Below are 24541 nucleotides of genomic sequence, written 5' to 3'. Positions count from 1 at the left end.
CTCATTCGTCGAAGAACAGCAGGCAACGCAGTTCGATACTCTGCCGCGGCGGCGCATCGGCCGGGGTGCAGGGATCGTCGAAGGCGGTGTGCGCGCCGAGGCGGGTCTGCGCGTCCTCCCGCGAATCGTAGATCTTCAGCAGCAGCGCTTCCTCCGGCAGCAGGTGCGGGTAGTAGTACCAGCGGTGCTCCGGGTTGGGCTTGACCGAGTAGGTTTCGCCCACCTTGTCGCGGTACACCAGGTCACTGGCCACCAGGTCGTCGAACGCCAGGCTGCGGGCGTCCAGCAACGCCAGCGGCGCGCGCTGCGCCGGGTGGCCGAACGGACGCCACAGGTTGACGATCTGGAAGCGTCCGGCCAAGCGCCGTTCGGCGCGTTCCGCCGGCAGGTGGTCGCGGACCCGGCGCGGCGCCGAGCGCAGGGTCTGGTCGTTGTGCACGTAGCGCACCGGTTCGCGCAGGCCGCGTTCTTCGCGCCCGGCCTGGTCGACGCGCAGCGTGTGGTCGAAGATCACCGCCTCGGCGGCGCCGGTCAGGCGGCGGAGCAGGGCGATGCTTTCCGGGTAGTAGCGTTCACGAACCTGGGCTTCATCCTCGAAATCGCCCACCGCGCTCGCCTCGCGCACCAGTTGGAAACCCTCGCGCTCCAGGCTGGCCGGTTGCGCCAGCAGACGCGCATTGCGGATCGCCACCCGGGTCGGCTGCAACAGCGCGCTGCGCTGCGGCGTCCCGGCGGGGGCCGGATAGGTGTAGGCGACCGGCCGTTGGCCGTTGTCGCGGATATAGTTGACCTCGGCCTCGACCTGCTCCGGCGCGTGCGCCGGCCATGCGTGTTGCTGGCAACCCATGTGTCGTTCTCCCGTTGCCAGCGGAGATGCCTCCGCTGCCGCGCCGCCGGATGCCGCGCGTGAACGGCCAATCTAGCCGCTGGCAGGCGGCGGCGAAACGAACATCGAGCGCTGGCGTCCTGCCTTCGTGGAATAAGCCCGGAGCGGCTCAGGACATCGCGTCGAGTCGTCGCCGCTGGCGATACTGGCGCGGCGTCATGCCTTTCCAGCGCCTGAAGGCATGGCTGAAGTTGGACACCTCGCCGTAGCCGAGGCGCTCGGCGATCTCCTCCAGGCGAATCGCGCCGGTGGCCAGCAGCTCTTCGGCGAGGGCCTGGCGCACCTCGTCGAGCAACAGGCGGTAGCTGCTGCCCTCGTCGTCCAGGCGGCGACGCAGGGTACGCACGGTGAGGTGCAGTTCCATGGCCAGGGTCTGCATGTCCGGCAAGTGGCCGGGCGTCCTCAGCAAGCGGTCGCGGATGCGTCCGGCCAGACCGCCGCGCACCTGGCGGCGGGCGAGCAGGGCGCGGCACTGCTCCTCGCAGGCGCGCGCCACCTCTGGATTGGCGCCGGGCAGCGGGAGGTCGAGGAAGCGCCGTTCGAAGACCACCCGGTTGTCCGCCTGGCCGAACGCCGGGCACAGGCCCAGCTCGCGCACGTAGGGCGCGGGATCGGCGGGCGGTGGGCGGCGGAAGCCGGCGCGGAGGATCGGCAGGCGCTGCCCGGTGAGGTCGCGCTGGATGCGCAGCACGCCACCGGCGTCGCGTTCGAGGAGGAAAATCCGCAGGTCCTCGGGAATGCCGGCGTCGTCGAGCACCAGGTGCGCTTCATCGTCGTGTACCTCCAGGCGGATGCCATGGAAGGCGAAGGTCAGGTCGAGGTAGCGCAGGCCCAGTTGCGCGGCGCTGAGGAAGGTCGGGCTGCTGAGCAGGGCGAAGCCCCAGATGCCGTAGGCGTTGAGGTGATAGCGCAGGCCTGCCGCCAGGCCCGGCGCGCAGGCGTCGCCCAGGTGCCGGACCAGGTTGCGCACTACGCTCAGTTCCTGGGCCGCGTCGATTTCCCCGGAGGGATCGCCGAGCAGGCGGATATCCAGGCCGCTACCTGCCAGGCACTGCTCCAGGCCGAGGCCGCGGTCGATGCCGAACTGGATCAGCAGGTGCGCGCTGATGGCGCTGCGGCGGGGAGACCAGGGCGGAGTGGGCATGGTGGCGTCCGAGGTTGACCGAAAATCACAACTTTATGTCCGGCCCGGCCATAACGCCAGTCGCCCCGGCGAACTAGGATGCTGCCATCCGCCGCTGGGCGGAATCGCGCCGGACGGCGTGGCAAGCAACAAACGGGAGCACAACAATGCACAACGAGTCCCGCCCTGAAGCCCCCTTGCGGGTGCTGGTGGTCGGCGCCGGCTTCGCCGGTCTCGGCCTGGCGATCCGCCTGCGACAGGCAGGCATCGACGATTATCTGGTCCTGGAAAAGGCCGCCGATGTCGGCGGTTGCTGGCGGGAAAACCGCTACCCGGGCGCCGCCTGCGACGTCCCCTCGCATCTCTATTCGTTTTCCTTCGAGCCGAAGGCCGACTGGTCGCGCAAGTTCGCCCCGCAGGCGGAAATCCTCGACTACCTGCGGCATTGCGCGGACAAGTACCGTCTGCGCGAGAAGATCCGTTTCCACTGCGAGGTGGAGGAGGCCCGTTTCGACGCCGGCAGCGGCGAATGGCAGGTGCGCTGCGCCGATGGCCAGACGCTGCGCGCACGGGCCCTGGTCTGCGCCACCGGCCAGTTGAGCCGGCCGCTGCTGCCGCGCCTGCCCGGCCTGGAGCGCTTCCAGGGTCCGGCGTTCCACTCGGCGAACTGGGACGCCGAGGTCGAGCTGGCCGGCAAGCGGGTCGCGGTGATCGGCACCGGAGCCAGCGCCATCCAGTTCGTCCCGCGGATCGCCCCGCAGGTGCAACGCCTGTCGCTGTTCCAGCGCAGCGCGCCTTACGTGATCGCCAAGCCGGACCGCACCTACGCCGACTGGGAACGCCGCCTGAAGGCGCGCTGGCCGTGGCTGCAACGCCTGGATCGGGGGCTCAAGTACCTGCACCACGAATCGCGGATGCTCGCCTTCGCGACCTTCCCGGCGCTGATGAAGGTGATGCGGCTGAGCTTCCATCGTCACCTGCACCGGCAGATCGCCGATCCGCAACTGCGCGCGCGGCTGGTTCCCGACTACCCGCTGGGTTGCAAGCGCATTCTGATCAGCAACGACTATTACCCGGCGCTGGCCAGGAGCAATGTCGAACTGGTCGACACGGGCATTCGCGAAGTCACCGAAGACGCCGTGGTCGGCCGTGACGGCCGCCGGCACGAGGTCGACGCGATCATCTTCGGTACCGGCTTCGCCGCCACCGAGTTCCTCGCCCCGATGCGCATCCTCGGCCTCGACGGACGCGACCTGCGGCAGGCCTGGGCGGATGGCGCGGAAGCCTACAAGGGCATCAGCGTCAGCGGCTTCCCCAACCTGTTCATCCTTTACGGGCCGAACACCAACCTCGGCCACAACTCCATCGTCTACATGCTGGAAAGCCAGTTCCCCTACGTGCTCGGCTGCCTGCGCCAGCTCCAGGAGCAGGGCTTGCGCTACCTCGACGTGAAGCCCGAGGTCCAGCGGCGCTTCAACCTGGAGGTGCAACAGGGGTTGCGCCATACCGTCTGGGAGCGTGGCTGCGACAGCTGGTACAAGACTGCCGCCGGCAAGAACACCAACAACTGGCCGGGCTACACCTTCGTCTATCGCTGGCGTACGCGCCGGCCGGAGCTTGCCGACTATGACCTGGCCCGCTGAAGCGCCCCTGATGTCGCCGCCGCAACGCCTGCGCGCCGGTCTCCTGCGCGGCTGCCTGCGCCTGTTGTTCCGCGGGCTGGTCCGTCCGCCCATGCCAGTGGCGCTGCAACGCGGCGTGTTGCGCGGGCTGAGCCTGGCGACGCTGGGCGCCGGCGGCGTCGTCCGCGAGCGCCGCAGCCTCGCCGGCGTGCCCTGCGAGTGGTTGCGGCCGCGCGGGGTGGAGGCGCGGCGCCGGGTGCTCTACCTGCACGGCGGCGCCTACCTGATCGGCTCGCCGGCGACCCACCGGGCGATCACCACGCACCTGGCCCGGCGCTGCGCCGCCGAGGTCTGCGCGGTGGACTACCGGCGCGCCCCGGAACATCCGTTCCCCGCTGCCCGCGACGACGCCCTGGCGGTCTACCTGGCATTGCTGGAGGCCGGCCATTCGCCGCGCCGGCTGCTGCTCGCCGGCGACTCCGCGGGCGGCCACCTGGCGCTGTCCCTGGCCCTGGAGCTGAAGGCGCGCGGCTTGCCGTTGCCGGCCGGGTTGCTGCTGTTCTCGCCCTGGACCGACCTCGGCTGCCAGCGCCTGCACACGCCGGCGGCCGGCGACCCGCTGCTGTCGCGGGCCTGGCTGGAAAGCGCGGTGCGCCTGCTGCTGCCGGCCGACGCGGAGCCAGGCTCGGCCGCCTTGTCGCCGCTGCATGCCGACCTGGCGGGGCTGCCGCCGCTGCTGGTACAGGTCGGCGAGGACGAACTGCTGCGCGACGACAGCCTGCGCCTGGCGCAACGGGCCGGTGAGCAGGGCGTCGCGGTGCGATTGCAGCGCTACGCCGGTTGCTGGCACGTGTTCCAGGCTCATGCCGGCGTGTTGGCCAGCGCCGACCGGGCGTTGGACGAGGCGGCCGCGTTCGTCGTCGAATGCAGCGCGGAGGGCGACAGGTGCAGAACATCCTGATCACTGGTGCCGCTTCCGGAATCGGCGCCGCCAGCGCGCGTCTGTTCCACCGCCGGGGCTGGCGGGTCGGTTTGCTGGACATCGATGCCGAGGCGTTGCGCGGCTTGGCCGCGCAACTGCCGGGCGCCTGGCACCGCGCCGTGGACGTCAGCGAGCCCGACGCGGTCGGCGAGGCGCTTGCGCAGTTCTGTGCCGATGGCCGCCTGCGCCTGCTGTTCAACTGCGCCGGCGTCCTGCGTTTCGGCCGCTTCGAAGAGGTCGCCCTGGAGGACCACGCGCGGTTGCTGGCGATCAACCTGCATGGCGTCCTCAACTGCTGTCACGCGGCCTTTCCGTTCCTGCGCGCGACGCCGCAGGCGCAGGTGCTCAACATGGGCTCGGCATCGGGGCTGTATGGCGTACCGGAGATGGCCGTCTACTCGGCCTCGAAGTTCGCCGTGCGCGGGCTTACCGAGGCGCTGGAGCTGGAATGGCGCCGCCACGGTATTCGTGTGGCCGACCTGATGCCGCCGTTCGTTCGCACGCCGATGGTCGCCGGGCAGGCCTACCAGCCGCCGGTGTTGCGTCGCCTGGGGCTGAGACTGGACGCCGAGGATATCGCCGAGGCGGCCTGGCGGCAGGCGCACAGCCGGCGGGTACACCGGCCGGTGGGCGGGTTGTTCACGGCGCTGTACTGGGCTGGGCAGTTGTCTCCGCCGTGGGTGAACCGAGCGGTGATGGCGTGGTTGTCGCGGGGTTAGGCTCTGCGCAGGATGGATAGAACGGATTAAAGCTTGGGTGGGTTTCACGCTGGATGGTCTAGCTGCTTTTCGTGGCTGCCTCGACTTCTTGTTTCGCCGTCCCAGGCGAGTGAAATCCATGGTAGATCTCGGACCATAGGTATGCCTTAGCCAGGCGCCGGTGCTTATCGCTACCGTTGAGCCCAAGAGTCCTCCTCGGGTGGGACCGTTGCCTCCCGTATCAAGCACGCATCGTCAGCATCTCTTGGGGGCCTTCGCGTAGGAGCGCTGCCAGGACTGCGAAGCCGTCAGATAACGTATTCCCCCCTCCTGGGGAATTGCTGACGCTGATTCGAATGGCCTGGGGAAGCGTACCGCGGCCCGTACTAAAGGCCTCTGCGGTGGTGACAAGATGCTGCTGTCCGCGCATGCCTTGCTCTATTTCGATGGCGCGCCAGGGGGCTGGCACTTCTACCCAGAAATGCGGACAGCATAGATGGCTGCGATAGGTCAGGCCCTGCAGCAGGTCCACAACCAGCGCTTGGCGACGCGCGATTTCCCCTCTCTGGTATTCGAGCAGTGCGCTTGCAGTACCGTCCTCGACCCATCGGCTCGCAATCTCGAGAACCAGTGGTGTCGCCATCCAGCACGAATTGCGAAGCGCTGCTGCCATGCGACTTACCATGGATGCAGGAGCATGAACGTATCCAACCCGCAATCCTGCAGCGACCGCCTTGCTCATGCCACCGATGAGGATGCCCCGCTCAGGCAGCAGATGGCAGAGAGGGGTGGGGCGTTCGGCCATCAATACAGCATGGGTTTCGTCCTCGATGACGATCAAGCCGTGCTCGCGGCAGATCTTCGCGATTTCCTTCCGCCTGGCGCCTGACATCACTGCAGTGGTCGGGTTCTGGATGGTGGGTGTGCAGTACAGGGCGGTGATCCTGTTCGTGCGGCAGGCCTCTTCGAGGGCGTCGGGCAGTAGCCCCTCTTCATCCATTTCCAAGCCGAGCAGCTTGATGCCCAACAGTTGCGCGGCACTGATCAGCCCAGGATAGGAGAGCTGCTCCGTTACCAGGGTGTCGCCGGCGCGCAGCATGGCCATAAGCACGACGAGCAGACCGTGTTGGCTGCCATTGACGCACAGAATCTGCTGGTGCTCCGCTTGAAACTCACCGTGAGACAGCCATGTTGCTCCCGCTTGCCGGTGTCGGAGCAGTCCTGTGTCGGGTGTGTAGAGCATTAACTCCTGCAGGAGCTCAGGGGCCGCACTCAATTGCTGAAGGCTGCGGGAAAGCAGTTCGGTCTCATTGCCCGGAATATGCATATTCCGGCTCATGTCGTTGCACATCTCGGTGCTGTCTACGAAATTGCGAAAGCCCGCCTCCCGAGCACGTTCTCGACCGCGGTTGCGGACGAACGTACCGTCGCCGACCCGAGCCTCAACCAGCCCCATGCGCTCCAGCTCACCATAGGCCCGGCTCACCGTGCCCGCGGTCACACCGAGCTTGTCCGCGAGGATGCGATGTGGCGGCAGCTTGACTCCCTGCCGGAGAACCCCATTGCGAATAGATTCTTCGATGCCCTGGGCCAGCCGTTTGTACTTCAGGCCGGGCCCTTCTGGTAGGAAGAATCTGAAAATTGAATCGGTGTCAATATTTGCTTTGACCGGCATATTTTCTCCGAATTAACCTCAAATAAAGAGGTTTGATAAGCAATAAAGGGCGTCAATCAAAGAATAACATGGGGGAAAGACGTGCAACTTATGTCAATTCAAGCTCTGACTATCAACAGGCGGCAGGTACGTGTGGCCAGCCTGGTGACCGCTGTTCTATTTCTAGTGGTGTGTATCAGCTGGGGGACTACCTGGCTCGGCATCAAGATCGCCGTGGAGAGCGTGCCGCCGCTAACTGCCGCCGGATTGCGCTTTCTGATCGCATTTCCGCTTTTCCTGCTCTTTGCGCGGCTGCGCCACGAGACGATCTTTTTCCCGCGGCGACTCCTGGCCTTCTTCGTCTTCGTGACGCTCGGCTACTTCAGCGTGCCCTACTACCTGCTGAACTATGGCGAGCAATACGTCGCTTCAGGTCTTACCGCGCTGCTGTTCAGCAGCATGCCCGTGTTCATCCTGATCTTCTCCGCGATCTTCCTGCGCGAGCGCATCTACCTGTCGCAGATCCTTGGTATTGCGATTGGCTTCGGCAGCCTGTTCATGATCATCAGGTCTCAAGGGCTGCATCTGGACTACACGGAGTTGTTAGGCGTACTTGCCATCCTGCTCGCGGCGATCATGCACGCACTCAGCTACGTCATCACCAAAAGGCAAGGTGCTGACATCGGCGTGATCACCTTCAATACGCTGCCCATTGGCATCGCCGGCTTGGGGCTGTTCATGGCCGGACTCGTGATGGAACACCCGAACCTGTCTGCCGTCACAAGCCGATCTTGGGCTGCCCTGATCTATCTCGGTCTGGTGGCATCAGTCGGGGGATTCATCGTGTACTTCTTCCTGCTCAAGCGTTTGAGTCCCGTTGTGCTGTCGTTCGTCTTCATCATTTTCCCGGTGTTCGCCGTGATCATCGGCGCCTGGTACGAAGGGGTTGCCATCTCTCGCGAGTTGATTGGCTTCACCGTGCTCCTATTGGCTGGATTTGCCATCACCAAGCTTCCCATCGAGAAGCTGCTCGGCAGGAGGTGACATGAATACGAACGTGTTGACCGAGCATGCATTGAGCGTGATCTACAGACACGCCTGCAGGACCTATCCAAGGGAATGCTGCGGATTCGTTCTCGCCGATGCAAAAGTGAAAGAGGGTACGAACATCCAGGATGAACTGCACATGGCTGACCCCCGGAGGTACCCACGCACGGCCGCCAACGGGTACACGTTTTCCGTGACGGATACCGTATTCCTCAACAGCAGCTTCAAGACGTGCAGCCCGGTATCCGTCATCTACCACTCCCACCCGGACGTCGGTGCCTACTTCAGCCGGGAGGATATCGACAAGGCATTGTATGCCGGGGAGCCAATGCTGCCGGTCGACTACCTGGTTGTTGATGTGGCCGCCGGCAACGTTCGCGGCGCAAAACTGTTTGCCTGGCGCAACGGACGCTTTGAATGCACACGAGAGTTCGGGCCATCGAGCCAGGACGAGTAGACATCTGGCAAGGAGCTGAAAAGTGAAGACGGTAATTTTTCCGGAAGTACTGGTACGGGCCGCCCAACTGGAAGGCGGGCGCCTGGAGGGAGCGGGCTTGACGGTTGGCGAGCTGCTGGCAGGCCTTGCCAGGAAGCATCCTTCATTACTCGGGCACCTGTATTACGAAAACGGTCAATTGAAAGAACACTTCCTGCTGACCCACAAAGGTTCGCTAGTCAATCTGGATGGCGAGCTTTCCGATGGAGATGAAGTCGAAGTCATGCTCGCGACATCTGGCGGTTCTGGCGTTGAAGCGTTGAGCGACGAAGAAGTTCAACGCTACGTTCGCCACATCACGTTGCCAGGCGTTGGCAGGGAAGGCCAGCAGCGCCTGAAGCAGGCCAGGGTGCTGATAATCGGAACGGGCGGCCTGGGTTCGCCCGCTTGCCTTTATCTGGCCGCAGCAGGAGTGGGCACCATCGGGCTGGTTGACTTTGACGTGGTGGAGTCGAGCAATCTCCAGCGCCAGGTCGTCCATGGCTATAGCACGCTCGGTATGCCGAAGGTTGAGTCCGCCCAGCGCCGGATGCAGGACCTGAACCCCTACATTGAAGTCGTAACCCACCGTTACGCCATCGACGCGGACAATGCGCAGTCACTGATTCAGAGCTATGACCTGGTATTGGATGGCACCGACAACTTCGCCACACGTTACTTGGTCAACGCGGTTTGCGCCAAGCTCGGAAAACCACTCGTCTTTGGCGCGATCTATCGGTTCGAAGGTCAGGTCAGCGTCTTCAATCTGGAGGGAGGCCCCTGCTACCAATGTCTCTTCCCGAACAATCCCCCGCCTGAGGTGGCTCCAAGCTGTAACGCAGGGGGAGTTATTGGTGTGCTGCCTGGAGTGATTGGCCTGCTGCAGGCAACCGAGGCGGTGAAGGCCCTCGTCGGCCTGGGCAAGTCCCTATCAGGCAGACTTCTTCGATTCGACGCGCTGCTCATGCACTTCAATGAAGTGAAGTTCAATCGGCGCGACGATTGTCCGGCCTGCGGCAAAACCGCTGCAGAGAATCCCCGCCACTGGAGGGAGGGATTGCTCTGCCAGGCAAGCGCGGCACCGTCGCAACGACTCGACGACGATCGCTATATCGATCCCAGCTGCCTGTTGCAGTTGATGAAATCCAACAGCGAAAACTATGCCCTTCTGGATGTACGCGACGCGGGCGAGCTCGAAGTGTGCCAGTTGCCGGGGATCGTCCACGTTCCCTTGAACGAACTCGCCAGCCATTTCGCCAATCTCGACTTCAGTAAGCGCTACATCCTCGTGTGCTACGCCGGCACTCGTGCCGAACGCGCGGCCATACAGCTCATGGGGGCAGGGTTCTCCAACGTCCAAGTGCTCGATGGCGGCATGAAGCGATGGGCGAAAGAGATAGAGCAGCACATGCCGATGTACTGAACCATAGGCAGGGAAAGCATGATCTACGATTCGCTACTCGATTTAATTGGCGGGACGCCGGTGATACGGCTGAGCAAATTGTCTGCTCGCCTGGGGGTGAGCGTATTCACCAAGCTGGAATCCTTCAATCCAGGAGGAAGTCATAAGGCGCGTATCGCGCTCTGGATGATTCTGGATGCCGAACGCAAAGGAATCCTGGTGCGCGGGAAAGGGCAGACCATTCTCGAGCCGAGCGGGGGAAATACGGGGATTGGACTGGCAATGGCGGGGAACATCCTGGGGTACCGCGTGACCCTGGTGGTTCCCGACAACTACAGCCCTGACAAGAGACAATTGCTCGAGCTGTATGGCGCTCACGTCGTGCTGTCGGATAGCAGAAAAGGGAACAACTCGCATGGCGAGCTGGCAATCCAGATACTGCTGGAACATCCGGAGTTCGTCATGCTCAACCAGCAGCGCAATCCAGCCAACCCGCAAGCCCATCGCGAAGCTACAGCCCTGGAAATCCTGAGGGACTTTGCAGGCCAGCCACCCCCGGACTTCTTCTTCGCTGGCATTGGAACTGGTGGACATATCACGGGTGTTGGAGAGGTGCTGAGGAACCACTGGCCGGATATGGCCATCTATGGCGTGCAGCCAGAGCAGTGCGACTTGCTCGACGATAGGCACGCACCGCATGAGATTCAGGGACTTTCCATTGGTATCGTGCCGGAAGTCTGCAACCTCGGCATTGTTACTGGCATGGTCGGGGTGTCGAAATCTGCCTGCTTGTCGATGATCCGGGAAGTCCTGCAAAACGACTCTGTGAGCATGGGGTTGTCCTCCGCAGCCAACCTGGTCGCGGTGCTGAACATGGCATCTGCCATGCCGTCAGGCGCTCGTGTACTGACGATGATCTACGATGGCGTCGAGTCATACATGGACGCTTTTCGATGAAGTTGTAGAGCAGAGCACGGCGATAACGCTTGCATGGTCGAAATGAGGTCGCATGCGATGGACAAACTGGTAGGTAATCTGATGCGCGCGGCATTGATGGAGTGCTGCTCACCCCAACTGGTGGAGCGGATAGTCGCTCATTCGATGTTCGAAGAAGCCAGACGTTGGTGCGAGGAAGACCTGCAGGCATTCGCCAGCAAGGATCCAGCCGCACAGGGACGGACATCCGACATTGCGTTTGGCTACAGCTCGTTCAAGGCAGTGCTGCACTACCGGCTTTCCCACATGCTGTGTCTGCGAAGCACATCTGAAGGCGATCCTGAGAGAGCGTTGGAGGCTACCGCGCTCCTGGTCTCCTCTCGGGGAAAGCTCCTGTCGGGCGCGGAAATCCACCCAAGATGCAAGATTGGCAGTCGATTCATCCTGGACCATGGGCATGGCACGGTCATTGGCGAGACAGCGGTAATCGGTGATGACTGTTACATCCTCGGAGGTGTGGTATTGGGGGCAACTGGCATATCGGCTAATCCCGCCGGTAAGCGTCACCCCACCATAGGGAGCCGCGTCCAAATCGGGGCCTTCACGCGTGTACTGGGTGACATCGCTATCGGCGACGATGTGTTTGTCGGTCCGCATTGTGTCATCAAGGACGACATCCCTGTCGGTTCAGTCGTAACCCTGCGTTCTGAACTACAGGTCATCCGAGGCCCCCACATTGTTCAGCAACTACAGCCGGCAGCCACGCAGACCCAAATTCAACCAATGGAGGCATCATGACGCAGACCGCCTCCCTTTTTCTCCAGGACTCCTACCGGGAAGAGTGTTTGGCGAGAATCACCGATCTCGTTGAAGATGGCCTGCTGCTCGACCAGACCGTTTTCTATCCCCAGGGGGGTGGCCAGGCTGGAGACAGTGGTTGGCTGACGCTGGCTGATGGCACGCGGCTCCGGATCGCCGATACACGCAAGGGGACAGAAGCAGGTGCTGGCAGGGATGCCATCCTGCATATCCCAGCTGAAGGCCAGGCAACCGTTCTCCGAGCAATGAAGCCTGGCGAGGTGGTTCTTGCGCAGATCGATTGGGTGCGTCGTTACCGGCACATGCGACTGCATACCGCAGCGCACATGCTCTGTGCTGTCCTGCCCTATCCGGTCAATGGGTGCAGCATCACTGATGAGCATGCGCGCCTGGACTTCGTGACGAGTGAACCGCTGTCCCGCGAGGCCATTGATAGCGCCTTGGCGGCAATGGTCGAGGCAGCACATCCGGTTTCGATCGACACCATGAGCGACGATGCACTGCGGGCTAGGCCAGATCTGGTGCGCACCATGAGTGTCCAACCTCCGATGGGCGCCGGGCAGGTTCGGTTGGTGAGTATTAAAGACACCGACCTGCAGCCTTGCGGTGGAACCCATGTGGCGAATACCGAAGAAGTTGGGGTGGTGCGCGTTTCCAAGATGGAGAAGAAATCAGCGCGCACCCGTAGGGTGGTACTGGTACTGAGTTGAGCGACTACCGTCGACATGGCCGTCGGTTTCCCATTCTACGCCACAGGTCACCCTCGCCACGCCCGGCAGCTCCATGCAATGCCAGAGGGCCTCAGGCCGGCAACAACGGCCGACAGGCCTCGACGAAGCGCCGGCAGGCACCCGCACATTCGCGCTCCAGCGGCTCGTCGCCATCGCAACGCTCCGCGCATGCCAGGGCATAGCGCGCCGCCAGCTCGCAGGCGGCCGGCGCCCATGGGCTGCGGCGCTCCAGCAGCAGGGCGGCGAGGCGGCAGAGGTCGGCGCAGTCGCCGGCGTGCTGGCGTTGTTCCCTGCTGGACTCGGTGCAGAGCGCCAGGTAGCGCTCGCACGCGCGGATGCAGTCCTGGGACGCGAGCCGGCAGCGCTCTTCCGGCGCCTGGACGGCGGCACCGCCGAGCAGGGCGTCGGCGTCGGTTTCCAGCAGGGAGCCGGGGTCTTCGTTTCCGGGATCGTTGATGGCGCGGGTCATGGCGGCACCTCCTGGCGATTGCGCCCATGCGGGCCCTGTTCCTTGGGCCGGTCGACGATGCCGACAGTTCAGTCGATTTCGCCGTCGGCACCGCCGCTCGATTGCCTTGAACCCTCGCCCGCGGCGCCAGTCCTCACTGGTACGACCCCAGACACGACCAGGAGGCGAGAATGTCCAGCACGGTTGCCGATCAATTGCTCGAACGCTTGAGCCAGTGGGGGGTGAAGCGCGTCTTCGGCTACCCCGGCGATGGCATCAACGGGATCATGGGCGCCATGGGCCGGCGCGCCGAGGCATTCGACTATATCCGCGTGCGCCACGAGGAGATGGCGGCCTTCATGGCCGGCGCCCACGCCAAGTTCACCGGAGAGGTCGGGGTGTGCCTGGCCACCTCGGGGCCGGGCGCGATCCACCTGCTGAACGGGCTCTACGACGCGCGCATGGATCATCAGCCGGTGCTGGCCATCGTCGGCCAGCAGGCGGCTACCGCGTTGGGCAGCGACTACCAGCAGGAAGTCGATCTGCAGAGCTTGTTCAAGGACGTTTCCGCCTATGTCGAGACCGTGGTCAGCCCGGCACAACTGCTCCATGTGCTGGACCGAGCCCTGCGCGTGGCGGTCGGCGAGCGGCAGGTGGCGACGGTGATCGTGCCCAACGACGTGCAACAGATGGCGGCCCCGAAGCGCCAGCCCCACGAGCACGGCCACGTGATGTCGGCGGTGGGCTTCGTCCAGCCGCGACCCTACGCGCGCGACGCCGACCTGGAAGCCGCCGCGGCGATCCTCAATCGCGGCCGGCGCGTGGCGATCCTCGCCGGTGCCGGGGCCCTGGGCGCGCACCGGCAACTGGAAGCGGTCGCCGAGCGCCTGGCCGCCGGAGTGGCCAAGGCGCTCCTGGGCAAGGCGGCGGTTTCCGACGACCTGCCGTACGTGACCGGCTCCATCGGCCTGCTCGGCACCCGCGCCAGCAGCATGCTGATGTCGCATTGCGACACCCTGCTGATCGTCGGCAGCACTTTCCCCTACAGCGAGTTCCTACCCAAGGCCGGCCAGGCGCGGGCGGTGCAGATCGACCTGTATCCGCGCAACATCGGTATCCGCTATCCGATCGACCAGGCCTTGCTCGGCGATGCAGGGGAAACCCTGGAGCGCCTGCTGCCGCTGCTCGAGCAGAAAAAGCACGGCGCCTGGCGGCGCCGGGTCGAGCGGGCGGTGACGGCCAGTCGCGAGGAAGCCCGGCGCCAGGCCGAAGAGCCCGCCGACCCGATCAACCCGCAGCGGGTATTCCGTTCCTTGTCGGAGCAACTGCCGGACGATGCGATTCTCTGCGGCGACAGCGGCTCGCATACCAACTGGTACGCCCGCGACATCCGCATGCGCCCGGGCATGCTCGGCTCGCTGTCGGGCAAGCTGGCGACCATGGGCAGCGGCGTGCCCTACGCCATCGCCGCCAAGCTCGCCTATCCGCAGCGGCCGGTGGTAGCGATGGTCGGCGACGGCGCCATGCAGATGAACGGCAACGCCGAACTGGTCACCGTGCAGCAGTACTGGCAGCGCTGGGACTCGCCGACCTTCATCGTGCTGGTGCTGAACAACGGCGATCTCAACCAGGTGACCTGGGAGCAGCGTGCCCTGGCCGGCGACCCGGAGTTCAGCCCGGCGCAGGAAGTGATCGATTTCCCCTACGCGCGTTATGCGGACATGCTCGGCTTCAAGGGCATCCGCGTGGATCGCCCGGAGGACATCGACGCCGCCTGGGCCGAGGCCTTCGCCGCCGACCGCCCGGTGCTGCTGGAGGTGGTCACCGACCCGAACGTGCCGCCGCTGCCGCCGCACATCAGTTTCGAGCAGGCCAAGCACCTGCTTGGCGCCATGCTGCAGGACGATCCCAAGCGCTGGGGGGTGATTCGCCAGAGCGCCCGGCAGGTCCTCGCGCGGCACTGAGCAAGGCGGTCGCGGCGCTCAGTCGGCGCGGCCGCTACGCAACTGGTCGGCCAGTTCGCGGTGGTGGTAGAAGCGCGCCAGCCATTCGTCGGCGAAGCGGCGCAGGTCGGGATCGGCGGAGTCCCGGGCGATACCCTCGAAGCGTGCGACCAGACGGTCCTGCTGGCGAATCTGCGCGTCGAGGAAACCGCGCTCGTCGAAGCCGCCGGGAGCCGCGGCCTGCCGTTCGGTCTGGCGCGGCGAGGGCAGCGCCAAGGCCTTTTCCCCGGCCAGGGCGCGCAACTGATGGTCGAACTCCTGCTGTTCGGTGAGTACGCGCTTGGCATAGAGCTGCACCGCCTTGTTTTCGGAACGGCGCATGGCTTGCTCGGCTGCCTCCACCTGGGCCTGGCTGTCGGCCAGGCTGTCGGCGAGCAGGGCGCGGGTATCAGCGGGTTCGGCCTGGACGGCCAGGGGCAACAGCAGGGCGGCGATCAGTGACAGGCGACTGGGCATGGCGAACCTCCGGACGGGACGAGTGTGCGGTGGACGCTCGCCATACGGCGCCGTTCAAAAAAACCGCCTATGCGTCCCAGGCCGCCAGCAGGCGTCGATGCTCGCGGTGCGCCGCCTCCTGCACCGTCGGCAGCAGCCGCACCCGCTGGCCTGGCAGGCATTGCGCCAGGCGCGCCAGCGCCAGCGGGGCGAGGGCGCCGAGACGGGGGTAGCCGCCGATGGTCTGGCGGTCGTTGAGCAGGACGATCGGCTGACCGTCCGGCGGCACCTGCACCGCGCCGAGGGCGATGCCTTCGGAAATCATCGACTGCTGCCGGCATTCCAGGCGCGGGCCGAGCAGACGTACGCCCATGCGGTCGGCGCGGGTATCCACCTGCCAGTCGCCGTTGAACGCATCGAACAGGCTCATGGCCGGGAAGTCGCCGATCTGCGCGCCGAGGATCAGCTCCAGGCGCGCTTCGCCGGTGCAGTCCATGATCCGTTCGCTGGGCAGGGGCAGCGCGCGCGGTCGCGCGCCATCGGCCAGCCAGCCGAGGCTGTCGCCTGCGGCCAGGGCCTTGCCGTCGGCGCGGGGGCCGCCCAGGCCTTCGCGGGCCACCGTGGCCAGGCTGCCCAACTGGCGCTCGCCGGCGAAGCCGCCGGGCGCCGCCAGGTAGGCGCGGGCGCCCTGGCGCGGGTGGGCGAAGGCCAGGCGCTGGCCGTCGCGCACGGCGAACGCGCCCCAGGCCGGCAGCGGCTGGCCATCGAGGGTCGCGCCGAGATCGCCGCCGGCCAGGGCCAACCAGCCGTCGGCACGGCATTCGGCGACGAAACCGCCGAGGGCGATCTCGATCACCGCGGCGTCCAGGGGATTGCCCAGCAGCCAGTTGGCCCAGCCCATGGACAGCCAGTCGAGGGCGCCGCCCTGGGTCACGCCGAGATGGCGGCAGCCGAAGCGGCCGCGATCCTGCAACTGGACCAGCGGGGTGCTCTGGCACACCCGCAGTCCGCCGTGGATGGAGTCGTTCATGCCTGGACCTCCAGGGGCGTGTCGTCGCCGCCGAGGCGGACGAATTCGGCGTGTCCGATGGGTTCGAAACGCACCCGGTCGCCGGCGCGCAGCAGGCTGTAGCCGTCCAGGGTGAGGTCGAACAGGCGCACCGGGCAGCGCCCGAGCAGGTTCCAGCCGCCTGGCGAGGCCTGCGGATAGACCGCCGTCTGGCGCTCGGCGATGCCGACGCTGCCGGCGGCGATGCGTTGCCGGGGAGTCGCCAGACGGGGTGCCGCCAGGGCTTCCTCGACCAGCCCCATGAAGGCGAAGCCGGGGCTGAAACCGAGGGCGAAGACCCGGTACTCGCGCTGGCTGTGGCGGCGGATCAGCTCGGCGACGCCGAGCTGCTTGCGCCGCGCCAGGGGGGCCAGGTCGGGGCCGACCCGCGGGTCGTACCAGGTCGGCAGGATGTGCAGACGGCCGCCGTCCTGGCGTTTCGGGCGCAAGTCGGACAGCGCCGCGGCGATCCGCGCGCGGGCCTCGCCAGGGTCGAGCTGGAGCAGGTCGTATTGCAGGAGCAGGGTGGTGTAGGACGGCACCAGGTCGAGCAGGGCGGCGCCGAACGCCGCCCGCAGGTTTTCCTCCGCCGCCAGCAGCCAGGGCATGTTGGCTTCGTCGATGCGCTCGAACAGGCGCAGGACGAAGCTGTCGATGGCGGCCACCTCGATGCGCGGTTGCGGTTGGCTCATGCCGCCTCCAGGGCGTCGCGGATGCGCCGCACCGCAGCCAGCGAGGCGGGGTTGTCGCCGTGTACGCAGAGGGTCTGCGCCTCCAGCGCCAGGGCGCTGCCGTCGCTGGCTCGCAGCGCCGCGCCACGGGCCAGCAGGAGGGCCTGGGCGAGCACCGTCTCGGCGTCGTGGTGTACCGCGCCGGGCTGGCTGCGCGAGACCAGGTAGCCGGCGCCGTCGTAGGCGCGGTCGGCGAACGCCTCGAACCACAGCTCGATGCCGTGGGCCTCGCCCAGCGCGCGCGCCGCGGTGTTGTCGCGGGTGCTCATCAGCATCAGCGGCAGGGTGCGGTCGTAGGCCGCCAGTGCGCGGAGCACGGCGGCGAGGATCGCCGGGTCGCGCATCATGTCCTGGTACAGCGCGCCATGCGGCTTGACGTAGCGTACCCGCGTGCCCTGGGCGCGGCAGAGTCCGTCGAGGGCGCCGATCTGGTAGAGCAGCAGGTCTTCCACTTCCTGCGCCGAGCAGGCCAGCGAGCGCCGGCCGAAGCCGACCAGGTCGGGGTAGCCGGGGTGCGCGCCGATGCGCACGCCATGCTCCACCGCCAGGGCCACGGTGCGGCGCATGGTGCCGGGATCGCCGGCGTGGAAGCCGCAGGCGATGTTGGCGCAATCGATCAGCGGCATCACCTCGGCGTCCAGGCCCATGCGCCAGGCACCGAAGCTCTCGCCGATATCGCAGTTCAACAACAGGTTGTTCATGCAGGTTCCTTCAGGTCATTGCTCGCCGGACCTCACCACAGCGTCAGGCTGTAGCTGAGGATCAGGCGATTTTCGTCGAGGTCGTTGGCGAAATTCGAACGCACCGTGGCGTTGCGCCATTTCACCCCGAGGTTCTTCAGCGGCCCGCTCTGCACCACGTAGCCGAGGTCGGTGTTGCGTTCCCATTCCTTGCCGTCGTTGGCCGCGCCGCGGGCGACGTTGTCGCCGGAGACGTAGCGGCTCATGAAGCTCAGGCCGGGCAGGCCGAGCGCGCCGAAATCGTAGTCGTAGCGCAGTTGCCAGGAACGCTCGTCGACGTTGCCGAAGTCGCCGAGGTCTGCCGGTAGATGTCCCTGAGCCGACCCTGGTGCAGGCTGGCGGTCAGCGCCGGGGTCAGGCGATAGTCGCCGCCGGCGAAGTCGAAGGCATCGCTGCGCCCGCCGATGCGGTTGGCGCTGAACACCTGGTAGTCGCTGGAGCTGTTCAGCTTGTTGCGGTCCAGGTGCGCGCCGCGCAGGGTCAGGCCGTCGATCTCCTGCACGTCGAGCAGCGCGCCACGGAACAGTTCCGGCAGCAGGCGGGTGTCGTTGGCCGAGACCAGCGGGCTCTTGAAGTGCAGCGCGCCGACCTTGAGCAGGCTGTTGGAGACCCGCGCCTTGGCGGTCAGGCCGAGCTTGGCGTAGTCATCCTGGGAGCCGCCGGCGGAGCCGTCGGCCGGCAGCAGCCCGGTTCCTCCGCTGCCGCTGCCGGAGTCGAGCTTGAAGCCGAGCAGGCCGATGGCGTCGACGCCGAAGCCGACGGTGCCTTCGCTGAAGCCGGACTCCAGGCGCAGGAGGAAGCCCTGCGCCCATTCGTCGGCGTTGTCGCGCGCGCCGCTCTGGCGGAAGTCGCGATTGAAGTAGAAGTTGCGCAGTTCGAGGCTGGCGTGGCTGTCCTCGACCAGGTCGGCCTGGGCGAGCAGCGGCCAGCCCAGCCCGCTGCCGGCGAGCAGCGCGGCAGCCAGGCGGGGAGTGGGATGCATGCTGGGATTTCCTCGGTCGACGGCTCAGAGTTCCAGCTGCTTGCCGCGGGTTTCCGGCAGGCTGAGGGCGGCGAGGATCACCACGCCGTAGGAGACCGCGGCGAAGGCGCCGATCCCCAGGCCCAGCGAGAGCTTCTGGCCGAGCATGCCGATCAGCATCGGGAACAGCGCGGCGATGGCGCGCCCGGCGTTGTAGCAGAAGCCCTGGCCGGAGCCGCGGATGCGGGTTGGGAACAGTTCGGTGAGGAACGAGCCCATGCCGCTGAAGATGCCCGAGGCGAAGAAGCCGAGCGGGAAGCCGAGCCAGAGCATGGCGCCGTTGCTCACCGGCAACTGGGTGTAGAGCAGGACCACGGTGAAGGAGCCGACGGCGAACAGGACGAAGTTCTTCTTGCGCCCGATCAGGTCGGTGAGGAAGGCACTGACCACGTAGCCGACGTAGGAGCCGAGGATCACCATCGCCAGGTAGCCGCTGGTGCCGAGCACGGTCAGCCCGCGTTCGGTCTTGAGGAAGGTCGGCAGCCAGGCGGTGATGGCGTAGTAGCCGCCGAGCGCGCCGGTGGTCAGCAGCGAGGCGCGCAGGGTGATGCTGAGCATCCCGGGGGCGAAGATCTCGTAGAAGCTGACCTTGTCGGCGCCCTGGTTGCGTTGCCTGGCCTCGCGGTAGATCGCCGGTTCCTTGACCAGCCGGCGTACCACCAGGACGAACAGCGCCGGCAACAGGCCGAGCATGAACAGCGCGCGCCAGGCCTCTTCCGGCGGCAGCAGGCTGAACATCAGCGAGTAGAGGATGGCGGTGAGGCCCCAGCCGATGGCCCAGCCGGACTGCACCAGGCCGACCGCCTTGCCGCGGTCGCGGGCCTTGATCACTTCGCCGATGAGTACCGCGCCGGCGGTCCATTCGCCACCGAAGCCGAAGCCCATCAGGGTCCGTGCGACCAGCAACTGCTCGTAGTTCTGCGCGAGGCCGCAGAGGAAGGTGAAGAAGGCGAACCAGAGCACCGTCAGTTGCAGGGTCAGCACCCGGCCGATGCGGTCGGAGAGGATCCCGGCGATCCAGCCGCCGGCGGCGGAGGCGAGCAGGGTCATGGTGTGGATGAAGCCGGCTTCGCCGGTGCCGATCCCCCACAGGGCGATCAGGGTAGGGATCACGAAGCTGAGCATCTGGGTGTCCATGCCGTCCAGGCCGTAGCCGATCTTGCAGCTCCAGAAGGCCCGGCGTTCCTGCTTGTCGAGGGCGCGATACCAGCCGAAATGACCGTCCCGGGAAGCGTCCGGGCCGGCGTCGAGGGTCATGTGTTTTTCCATGGGGGCACCGATCGTCGTTATTGGTGTTATGAAGATTCGGTGGGCGCCGTCGCACCCGGTGGTCGCATTCTTCGAGGCTGGCCAGCGAGCGTCCAACTAATTTATGCGGCCGCCGGGGATAAGAAATTTCGATGGCGGAGCAGGCCGTCATGCGTCGATCATGTGCCGCCGGAAGGTGGGCGCTGGCATGGAAGCTGCTCGCTCCCGCCACCTTGTGTCCCTTGCCCGTCGGTACCCGCCACATGAACCTGAAATTCCTCGAGACCTTCGTCTGGGTCGCGCGCCTGAAGAGCTTCCGCCTCACCGCGGAGAAGCTGTTCAGCACCCAGGCTTCCATTTCCAGCCGGATCGCCGTGCTGGAGGACGAACTCGGCGTGAAACTGTTCGTCCGCGACTCGCGCGGCGTGACCCTGACCCCGGAAGGCGACAAGGTACTGGCCTACGCCGAGCGGATGATGGACACCATGCACGCGCTGAAGCAGTCGCTCGACACCGGCGCCAGCACCCAGGGACGGATTCGTATCGGCGCCATGGACACGGTCATCCACACCTGGCTGAGCCCGTTGGTGGCCAGGGTCACGGAAACCTTCCCGGCGGTGGAGATCGAGCTGATGGCGGACACCGCGCGCAACCTCTCCGAGCAGTTGCAGAAGGGCTACCTGGACCTGATCTTCCAGACCGACTCGCTGCGCCACGAGTCGGTGCTGAACCTCGAACTGGGCAGCTATCCGCTGCGCTGGATCGTTTCCACCGGCTCGATCTACCACCGCGACTACGCCTCGCTGGCGGACCTGGCGCGGGAGCGGGTGGTGACCTTCTCCAAGCACTCGCGGCCGCACCAGGACGTACTCGGCCTGCTGCACGCCAACGGCGTCGCGGCGCCGCGCCTGAACTGCGTGAACTCGGTGGCGGCGATGACCCGCCTGCTGCGCGACGGCTTCGGCGTCGGCGCTTTGCCGCCGGCGCTGGTCAGCCAGGAACTGGAACGCGGCGAACTGACCCTGCTGCGCCTCGGCCCGCCGCCGCCGAACCTGCCGGTGGTGGTGTCCTGGCGCGGCGGCACCGGCCTGGAACTGGCGGACGAAGTGGTGGAGCTGAGCAAGGCGGTGCTGGCCGACTACGCGGCCAACGTTGGCCCGGAGTGCATGCTCCTGGCGCCGCTGAAGAAAGGAGTGGGGCGGCTGCGTTCGCGCTGATTCGGATTTTCCGATCGCCCCTGGCGGAAAAATCTCGTTGGACGCTGACCGCCGTCCGCTTCTACAAACCTGCCAACAACGACGTCCGCCAGCGCACGGAGCCGCCATGCCCGAACCGACCTTCCACGAACTCGCGCAACTGCCGCCGCCGGTCCTGCGCCAACTGATCCGCCGCGGCGACTACACCGGCCATACCAGCGGCCTCGGCCAGCGCCACTTGCAGGCCAACCTGGTGATCCTGCAGAAATCCTGGGCCGACGAGTTCCTTCGCTTCTGTGCCCTGAACCCCCGGGCCTGCCCGCTGCTCGACGTCAGCGAACCCGGCTCGCCGCACTTCGCCAGGCTCGGCGCGGATATCGACGTGCGCAGCGACCTGCCGCGCTACAGGGTGCATCGACGCGGTCAGGAGCCCGTCGAGGTGAGCGACATCGGCACCTTCTGGGAGGCGGATTTCGTCGCCTTCGCCATCGGCTGCTCGTTCTCCTTCGAACAGGCGTTGCTCGACGCCGGCATCGGCCTGCGCCACCTCGAGCTGGGGCGCAACGTGACGATGTACCGCAGCTCCATCGCTACCCGGCCGAGCGGTCGCCTGGCCGGGCCCACGGTGGTATCGATGCGGCCGTTGAAGGCCGCCGAGGCGATCCGGGCGATCCAGGTCACCAGCCGCTTCCCTATGACCCATGGCGCACCGCTGCACCTGGGCGATCCGGCGCTGATCGGCATCCGCGATCTGGCGCGGCCCGACTACGGCGACCCGGTGCCGCTCGCGGCGGACGAGATCCCGCTTTTCTGGGCCTGCGGGGTCACGCCCCAGGCGGTGCTCGCCGAGGTTCAGCCGGAGCTGTACATCAGTCACGCGCCGGGGCACATGCTGGTCAGCGACCGACTCTACGACGAGCTCTGAGAGGCGTCGTCCTTCGCCGGACCGGGGATGATCGCCAGGTGGCGCAGGGCATCCGGCTCCAGGCTGTAGCTCTTGCCGCTCGGCGCTTCGATGAGCCGCCCGAGGGCGTAGAGGGTGAAGTAGCGCACCGTTTCGGCGCAACCGAGGATGTCTTCGAGGTAGCGCCGATGCGGATAGCCCTGCAAGGTTTCCGGAGCGACGTAGAGGAATACCGGCTTGCCGTCGATGCGGTCGCGGAACTTGAAGCGGAAGCCCTGCGGCCGGCTCGGCGCACCGTAGCGCCGGACCAGGTCGGCGCCGCCGTAGAATACCTTGCCGGCGCTGCCCGGGGTGGCATAGCCGATGTGCTGGAAATAGGCGCGCAGCGGTATCCGGCCGAGGCCGCTGATGCGGATGTCCAGTTGCTTGAACTCTTCCGCCGGCAGCTCGGCGCGGGCCTGGCGGAAGGTGTCGACGAGCAGTTCGAAATCGCGGGTGCGCCGTGGCCGTTGCGTTCTCTGCCGAGGCGCGGCGGGAGCGTCGGTGCGCACTGCGGCGGAGGCCGGCGGGTGTTCCTCGGTGTCCGGGTCCGCTTGCGGCGGCGCGGCCTCCTCGGCAATGGCCGGGTCGAACTCCTCGACGTAGGCATCCAGCTTGTCGCGGATGCGCCGCTGGCCGGCCTCCTCGGCGGACTCGCCCGGGCGCAGAGCGTCCTCGTCGTCCTCGACGAACCACTCGCAGTTCGGCAGGTGGGTGGAGTGCGGGAACTTGCTGAAGTGCGCGGCCTTGCGGGTGTCCTGCGGCAGCTTGTCGTAGTTGCTCGCCGATACCTTGATCCCCTGTGCCCGGCACCCTTCGCTGGAGCAGAGGAAATCGAAGCGTTTGCGCGGCTCGGCCTGGGAGAAGTATTCGCGGCGGGCGCTGGCGATGGAGATCACCCGATCCAGTTGCACGCAGTAGGCCAGTGCTATCCGTTTGAACGCCATGTTCCCAATCCTTCCGCCGGTTCGAGCGGGCCATTATGGCGCGTGGCGATGGGTAGGCAAGCCGACGGCCTTCCGCACCTGCCGAAGCCGGGCACATGGCCTTGCTCGAATTCAAGCGCAAGAACCGGAGTTCTTGCGCTTGAATGGCGAATTAGTCTGCGGGCATCATCCGCTCCCACAGGGGAAACGCCATGAGCCAGCAGCTCGATCCTTGCAACGCCTACCACACCGACGAACAGCGCTGGGCCGCCGTGCTGGCGCGCGACGCGGCGGCGGACGGGGCGTTCGTCTATGCGGTGAAGACCACCGGGGTCTATTGCCGCCCGAGTTCCTCGGCGCGTCGGCCCAGGCGCGAGAACGTCGAGTTCTTCGCCACTGCCGAGGCCGCCGAGGCCGCCGGCTATCGGCCCAGCCGGCGCGCCGCCGGCGACCGCAGCCTGGCGGCGGAGCAGCGCGCCGAGCGGGTGGCGCAGGCCTGCCGGATGATCGAGACGGCGGAGACGCCGCCGGCACTGGAGGCGCTGGCCGCCCGACTGGGCATGAGTCCGTTCCACTTCCATCGTCTGTTCAAGGCCGAAACCGGCCTGACGCCCAAGGCCTATGCCTCGGCCTATCGTGCCCGGCGCCTGCGCGAGCGCCTGGGCCAGGCGTCCGCATCGGTGACCGAGGCGATCTACGACTCCGGTTTCAACTCCAACAGCCGCTTCTACGAGTCCTCGTCGCAACGCCTCGGCATGCGCCCGCGCGATTACCGCGATGGCGGCGCCGGCGCGGCGATCCGTTTCGCCATCGGCCAATGCTCGCTGGGCGCGATCCTGGTGGCGCAGAGCCAGCGCGGCATCTGCGCGATCCTCCTCGGCGAGGAGCCGGAGCCATTGCTGCGCGAGTTGCAGGACCAGTTCCCGCGCGCCCAGCTACTCGGCGGCGACGCCGACTTCGAACGGCTGGTGGCGCAGGTGGTGGGCTTCGTCGAGTCGCCTCAACTGGGACTGGACCTGCCGCTGGACGTACGCGGTACGGCGTTCCAGGAACGGGTCTGGCAGGCACTGCGGGAAATACCGCCGGGCAGCACGGCGAGCTATGCGCAGATCGCCGAACGGATCGGCGCGCCGCGAGCGGTGCGTGCGGTGGCCCAGGCCTGCGCGGCGAACCGGATCGCGGTGGCGATTCCCTGCCACCGGGTGGTACGTCGCGACGGCGACATTTCCGGCTACCGCTGGGGCGTGGAGCGCAAGCGCGAACTGCTGCGCAGGGAAGAGCGGGATTGAACCCAAGGCCAGGCGATACGCGGCCCGGAATGCAAAAAGCCCACTCGATGGTGGGCTCTATGCAATGGGGCGCTGGTCCTTCAGCTGGTTCCAGTATCCATGTCAGGGGTGAAAATTTCGTGAAATGAAACGACAACC

At 66.3% G+C, this 24541-nt stretch carries 23 protein-coding genes and 1 pseudogene; 13 read left to right on the top strand and 11 right to left on the bottom strand.

Going from position 1 to position 24541, the window contains the following annotated elements:
* Position 1: 1 nt before the first annotated feature.
* A complete protein-coding gene (locus tag ACYAF3_RS26320) occupies positions 2 to 847 on the bottom strand; it encodes a CmcJ/NvfI family oxidoreductase (protein ID WP_023089856.1) in 846 nt (281 codons plus the stop codon).
* A gap of 148 nt (positions 848 to 995) precedes the next feature.
* Positions 996 to 2030: an AraC family transcriptional regulator gene (locus ACYAF3_RS26315; RefSeq protein WP_003114843.1), complete on the bottom strand. Its 1035-nt coding sequence runs from the start codon at positions 2028 to 2030 to the stop codon at positions 996 to 998.
* A 146-nt stretch (positions 2031 to 2176) separates the two neighbouring features.
* On the opposite strand from ACYAF3_RS26315, the gene ACYAF3_RS26310 reads away from it, so the two are divergent.
* Genes ACYAF3_RS26310 through ACYAF3_RS26300 form a run of 3 tightly spaced genes read left to right on the top strand, consistent with a single transcriptional unit; the run spans position 2177 to position 5332 of the window.
* Positions 2177 to 3652, top strand: a complete 1476-nt coding sequence (locus tag ACYAF3_RS26310; RefSeq protein WP_003107859.1) for a flavin-containing monooxygenase — start codon at positions 2177 to 2179, stop codon at positions 3650 to 3652.
* Positions 3653 to 3662: 10 nt separating this feature from the next.
* Positions 3663 to 4592: an alpha/beta hydrolase gene (locus tag ACYAF3_RS26305; protein ID WP_003142502.1), complete on the top strand. Its 930-nt coding sequence runs from the start codon at positions 3663 to 3665 to the stop codon at positions 4590 to 4592.
* On the top strand, positions 4577 to 5332 hold the full coding sequence (locus ACYAF3_RS26300) for an SDR family oxidoreductase (RefSeq protein WP_073660756.1): 756 nt from the start codon (positions 4577 to 4579) through the stop codon (positions 5330 to 5332). Before ACYAF3_RS26305 ends, ACYAF3_RS26300 begins: the two co-directional genes overlap by 16 nt.
* Before the next feature lie 220 nt (positions 5333 to 5552).
* Here ACYAF3_RS26300 and mdrR2 read toward each other — a convergent pair whose 3' ends face one another.
* Complete coding sequence (mdrR2, locus tag ACYAF3_RS26295) at positions 5553 to 6986, bottom strand: efflux pump transcriptional regulator MdrR2 (RefSeq protein ID WP_095558217.1); 1434 nt, start codon at positions 6984 to 6986, stop codon at positions 5553 to 5555.
* Between the two features lie 132 nt (positions 6987 to 7118).
* Between mdrR2 and ACYAF3_RS26290 the strand changes: the two genes are divergently transcribed.
* The 6 genes from ACYAF3_RS26290 to ACYAF3_RS26265 all read left to right on the top strand — a co-directional run bounded on the left by ACYAF3_RS26290 (position 7119) and on the right by ACYAF3_RS26265 (position 12354).
* Positions 7119 to 8009, top strand: coding sequence for a DMT family transporter (locus ACYAF3_RS26290; RefSeq protein WP_003120268.1), 891 nt, complete (start codon positions 7119 to 7121; stop codon positions 8007 to 8009).
* A gap of 1 nt (position 8010) precedes the next feature.
* Positions 8011 to 8469 (top strand): M67 family metallopeptidase, encoded by a 459-nt coding sequence (locus ACYAF3_RS26285; protein ID WP_003106151.1) that lies wholly within the window; start codon positions 8011 to 8013, stop codon positions 8467 to 8469.
* Positions 8470 to 8491: 22 nt separating this feature from the next.
* Entirely contained in the window at positions 8492 to 9910 is a 1419-nt protein-coding gene (moeB, locus tag ACYAF3_RS26280; protein WP_023116577.1) for a molybdopterin-synthase adenylyltransferase MoeB, read from the top strand.
* Between the two features lie 18 nt (positions 9911 to 9928).
* Positions 9929 to 10846 carry a PLP-dependent cysteine synthase family protein gene (locus tag ACYAF3_RS26275; protein WP_003106153.1) on the top strand — a complete coding sequence of 306 codons (918 nt, stop codon included), beginning with the start codon at positions 9929 to 9931 and terminating at the stop codon, positions 10844 to 10846.
* 81 nt (positions 10847 to 10927) lie between these two features.
* Positions 10928 to 11623, top strand: a complete 696-nt coding sequence (locus tag ACYAF3_RS26270; protein WP_003120270.1) for a serine O-acetyltransferase — start codon at positions 10928 to 10930, stop codon at positions 11621 to 11623.
* A complete protein-coding gene (locus ACYAF3_RS26265) occupies positions 11620 to 12354 on the top strand; it encodes an alanyl-tRNA editing protein (RefSeq protein ID WP_105579254.1) in 735 nt (244 codons plus the stop codon). The genes ACYAF3_RS26270 and ACYAF3_RS26265 overlap by 4 nt, the downstream gene beginning before the upstream one ends.
* 91 nt (positions 12355 to 12445) lie before the next feature.
* Here ACYAF3_RS26265 and ACYAF3_RS26260 read toward each other — a convergent pair whose 3' ends face one another.
* On the bottom strand, positions 12446 to 12844 hold the full coding sequence (locus tag ACYAF3_RS26260; RefSeq protein ID WP_003106156.1) for a four-helix bundle copper-binding protein: 399 nt from the start codon (positions 12842 to 12844) through the stop codon (positions 12446 to 12448).
* 170 nt (positions 12845 to 13014) lie between these two features.
* Here ACYAF3_RS26260 and ACYAF3_RS26255 point away from each other — a divergent pair, with 170 nt between their 5' ends.
* Positions 13015 to 14787 (top strand): thiamine pyrophosphate-requiring protein, encoded by a 1773-nt coding sequence (locus tag ACYAF3_RS26255; RefSeq protein WP_010794132.1) that lies wholly within the window; start codon positions 13015 to 13017, stop codon positions 14785 to 14787.
* Between the two features lie 18 nt (positions 14788 to 14805).
* Here ACYAF3_RS26255 and ACYAF3_RS26250 read toward each other — a convergent pair whose 3' ends face one another.
* The 6 genes and pseudogenes from ACYAF3_RS26250 to ACYAF3_RS26225 all read right to left on the bottom strand — a co-directional run bounded on the left by ACYAF3_RS26250 (position 14806) and on the right by ACYAF3_RS26225 (position 20058).
* Positions 14806 to 15282: a DUF4142 domain-containing protein gene (locus ACYAF3_RS26250; protein WP_003106158.1), complete on the bottom strand. Its 477-nt coding sequence runs from the start codon at positions 15280 to 15282 to the stop codon at positions 14806 to 14808.
* Positions 15283 to 15349: 67 nt separating this feature from the next.
* Positions 15350 to 16291, bottom strand: coding sequence for a 5-oxoprolinase subunit C family protein (locus tag ACYAF3_RS26245; RefSeq protein WP_023094076.1), 942 nt, complete (start codon positions 16289 to 16291; stop codon positions 15350 to 15352).
* On the bottom strand, positions 16288 to 17001 hold the full coding sequence (locus ACYAF3_RS26240; protein ID WP_003113622.1) for a 5-oxoprolinase subunit B family protein: 714 nt from the start codon (positions 16999 to 17001) through the stop codon (positions 16288 to 16290). Before ACYAF3_RS26240 ends, ACYAF3_RS26245 begins: the two co-directional genes overlap by 4 nt.
* A complete protein-coding gene (locus tag ACYAF3_RS26235) occupies positions 16998 to 17741 on the bottom strand; it encodes a 5-oxoprolinase subunit PxpA (RefSeq protein ID WP_003113623.1) in 744 nt (247 codons plus the stop codon). The genes ACYAF3_RS26240 and ACYAF3_RS26235 overlap by 4 nt, the downstream gene beginning before the upstream one ends.
* A 32-nt stretch (positions 17742 to 17773) precedes the next feature.
* A pseudogene (locus ACYAF3_RS26230) lies at positions 17774 to 18762 on the bottom strand (OprD family outer membrane porin).
* A gap of 24 nt (positions 18763 to 18786) precedes the next feature.
* Positions 18787 to 20058: an MFS transporter gene (locus ACYAF3_RS26225; RefSeq protein WP_003122793.1), complete on the bottom strand. Its 1272-nt coding sequence runs from the start codon at positions 20056 to 20058 to the stop codon at positions 18787 to 18789.
* A 254-nt stretch (positions 20059 to 20312) separates the two neighbouring features.
* Here ACYAF3_RS26225 and ACYAF3_RS26220 point away from each other — a divergent pair, with 254 nt between their 5' ends.
* Both ACYAF3_RS26220 and ACYAF3_RS26215 read left to right on the top strand, forming a co-directional pair.
* Positions 20313 to 21266 carry a LysR family transcriptional regulator gene (locus tag ACYAF3_RS26220; RefSeq protein WP_105579260.1) on the top strand — a complete coding sequence of 318 codons (954 nt, stop codon included), beginning with the start codon at positions 20313 to 20315 and terminating at the stop codon, positions 21264 to 21266.
* A gap of 106 nt (positions 21267 to 21372) precedes the next feature.
* Complete coding sequence (locus ACYAF3_RS26215; protein WP_003113625.1) at positions 21373 to 22170, top strand: putative hydro-lyase; 798 nt, start codon at positions 21373 to 21375, stop codon at positions 22168 to 22170.
* Here ACYAF3_RS26215 and ACYAF3_RS26210 read toward each other — a convergent pair.
* A complete protein-coding gene (locus tag ACYAF3_RS26210; protein WP_019395728.1) occupies positions 22155 to 23135 on the bottom strand; it encodes a hypothetical protein in 981 nt (326 codons plus the stop codon). The two genes, ACYAF3_RS26215 and ACYAF3_RS26210, sit on opposite strands and share 16 nt — an antisense overlap.
* 191 nt (positions 23136 to 23326) lie before the next feature.
* On the opposite strand from ACYAF3_RS26210, the gene ada reads away from it, so the two are divergent.
* The gene (gene ada, locus ACYAF3_RS26205; protein WP_003122790.1) at positions 23327 to 24403 is read left to right on the top strand and encodes a bifunctional DNA-binding transcriptional regulator/O6-methylguanine-DNA methyltransferase Ada; all 1077 of its coding nucleotides are present in this window, start codon (positions 23327 to 23329) and stop codon (positions 24401 to 24403) included.
* The last annotated feature ends 138 nt before the right edge of the window (positions 24404 to 24541 follow it).

It is taken from the genome of Pseudomonas sp. TZ252, assembly GCF_056110345.1.
The sequence above is the reverse complement of the archived record's forward strand: the minus strand, read 5'-3'. Positions and strand labels throughout refer to the sequence as shown.

Bases quoted from the DNA above. Each gene is read 5' to 3' on its own strand.
- ACYAF3_RS26320 (WP_023089856.1), bottom strand. From the start codon at position 847: ATGGGTTGCCAGCAACACGCATGGCCGGCGCACGCGCCGGAGCAGGTC.
- ACYAF3_RS26315 (WP_003114843.1), bottom strand. From the start codon at position 2,030: ATGCCCACTCCGCCCTGGTCTCCCCGCCGCAGCGCCATCAGCGCGCAC.
- ACYAF3_RS26310 (WP_003107859.1), top strand. From the start codon at position 2,177: ATGCACAACGAGTCCCGCCCTGAAGCCCCCTTGCGGGTGCTGGTGGTC.
- ACYAF3_RS26305 (WP_003142502.1), top strand. From the start codon at position 3,663: ATGTCGCCGCCGCAACGCCTGCGCGCCGGTCTCCTGCGCGGCTGCCTG.
- mdrR2 (WP_095558217.1), bottom strand. From the start codon at position 6,986: ATGCCGGTCAAAGCAAATATTGACACCGATTCAATTTTCAGATTCTTC.
- ACYAF3_RS26285 (WP_003106151.1), top strand. From the start codon at position 8,011: ATGAATACGAACGTGTTGACCGAGCATGCATTGAGCGTGATCTACAGA.
- ACYAF3_RS26275 (WP_003106153.1), top strand. From the start codon at position 9,929: ATGATCTACGATTCGCTACTCGATTTAATTGGCGGGACGCCGGTGATA.
- ACYAF3_RS26270 (WP_003120270.1), top strand. From the start codon at position 10,928: ATGCGCGCGGCATTGATGGAGTGCTGCTCACCCCAACTGGTGGAGCGG.
- ACYAF3_RS26265 (WP_105579254.1), top strand. From the start codon at position 11,620: ATGACGCAGACCGCCTCCCTTTTTCTCCAGGACTCCTACCGGGAAGAG.
- ACYAF3_RS26260 (WP_003106156.1), bottom strand. From the start codon at position 12,844: ATGACCCGCGCCATCAACGATCCCGGAAACGAAGACCCCGGCTCCCTG.
- ACYAF3_RS26255 (WP_010794132.1), top strand. From the start codon at position 13,015: ATGTCCAGCACGGTTGCCGATCAATTGCTCGAACGCTTGAGCCAGTGG.
- ACYAF3_RS26250 (WP_003106158.1), bottom strand. From the start codon at position 15,282: ATGCCCAGTCGCCTGTCACTGATCGCCGCCCTGCTGTTGCCCCTGGCC.
- ACYAF3_RS26245 (WP_023094076.1), bottom strand. From the start codon at position 16,291: ATGAACGACTCCATCCACGGCGGACTGCGGGTGTGCCAGAGCACCCCG.
- ACYAF3_RS26240 (WP_003113622.1), bottom strand. From the start codon at position 17,001: ATGAGCCAACCGCAACCGCGCATCGAGGTGGCCGCCATCGACAGCTTC.
- ACYAF3_RS26235 (WP_003113623.1), bottom strand. From the start codon at position 17,741: ATGAACAACCTGTTGTTGAACTGCGATATCGGCGAGAGCTTCGGTGCC.
- ACYAF3_RS26225 (WP_003122793.1), bottom strand. From the start codon at position 20,058: ATGACCCTCGACGCCGGCCCGGACGCTTCCCGGGACGGTCATTTCGGC.
- ACYAF3_RS26220 (WP_105579260.1), top strand. From the start codon at position 20,313: ATGAACCTGAAATTCCTCGAGACCTTCGTCTGGGTCGCGCGCCTGAAG.
- ACYAF3_RS26215 (WP_003113625.1), top strand. From the start codon at position 21,373: ATGCCCGAACCGACCTTCCACGAACTCGCGCAACTGCCGCCGCCGGTC.
- ACYAF3_RS26210 (WP_019395728.1), bottom strand. From the start codon at position 23,135: ATGGCGTTCAAACGGATAGCACTGGCCTACTGCGTGCAACTGGATCGG.
- ada (WP_003122790.1), top strand. From the start codon at position 23,327: ATGAGCCAGCAGCTCGATCCTTGCAACGCCTACCACACCGACGAACAG.